Source organism: Streptomyces sp. B1866 (assembly GCF_031932565.1).
In the GTDB taxonomy this organism is placed as follows: Bacteria; Actinomycetota; Actinomycetes; order Streptomycetales; family Streptomycetaceae; genus Streptomyces.
In genome coordinates, this window is record NZ_JAVSCF010000554.1 from 1 (window position 1) to 917 (window position 917).

The window sequence follows — 917 nt, forward strand, 5'->3', positions numbered from 1 at the left end:
CGGGCGGCTGCGGGCCGCCCGCACCGGGCGCGGACGGCACACCGGGAGCGCCCGGGCCGCCGGCGAGCATGGTCGCGGCCGCGTGCACCCCGCCGCCAGGAGCACCCGGGGCACCCGGGGCACCCGGCGGGGCCGGGGCGCCGGAAGGAGCACCGGGCGGCCCGGCGGGATCCGCCGCGCCCGGACCGCCGGGCTCGGCGCCCGGGAACAGCTGAGTCGGCACGTACCCCCCGGCCGGAACGCCGGGCGCGCCAGGCCCGGACAGCGGCGCACCCGGGCCGGACGGCACGGAAGGCGCGGACGGCCCGGGCGGCGGAGACGGCCCGTCAGGCCCGCCCGGGCCCTTCACCAGGCCGAGACCCCGATCCGGACCCGCCGGACCCTGACCCGCCGGACCCTGACCCGCCGGATCCGGGGCCGCCGCCGAATCCGGATGACCGACCGGTCCCGGATCCGCCGGTGCCACCGGGCCGCCCGCGGGCCCCCGCGACCCGCCGGGCAGGTCCAGAGCCTGGGCCACGGCCGTGGGCGGCAGGGCGCTGCCGCCCGACATCAGCTCCGTCTTGGCCTCCGGCCTCACCCCTGGCCGGTCGTCCTCGTCGTCCGAGCCCGCCAGCGGCGGGGCCAGCACGGTGGCCGGCGGCACGACCGAGCGGTCGCTGTCGTCGTCCGCCGAGTTGGTGTCCGCCCCCGCCCACGGCGTGGCGCCCGCGGGCAGCGGCGCGGGCACGCCCAGCGGCGGCGAGTCCGGCGACTCCGCCACGCCCGGCGGCTCGTACGACGGCGCGTAAGGCTCCTCGGGAGCCCGGCCCGGCGCGTACCCGCCGGAGTCCGCCGCGGGCGCCGCCCACGGGTCGCCGCCGTCCGGCGCCGCGGCCGATCCGGACCCGGGCTCTCCCCCGCCGCCCGGCCCGCCC

At 83.1% G+C, this 917-nt stretch carries 1 protein-coding gene; it reads left to right on the forward strand.

All coding sequences use genetic code 11. The features are described 5' to 3' along the window. The first annotated feature begins 563 nt into the window (after positions 1-563). On the forward strand, positions 564-791 hold the full coding sequence (locus RKE29_RS30150; protein ID WP_312008881.1) for a hypothetical protein: 228 nt from the start codon (positions 564-566) through the stop codon (positions 789-791). The last annotated feature ends 126 nt before the right edge of the window (positions 792-917 follow it).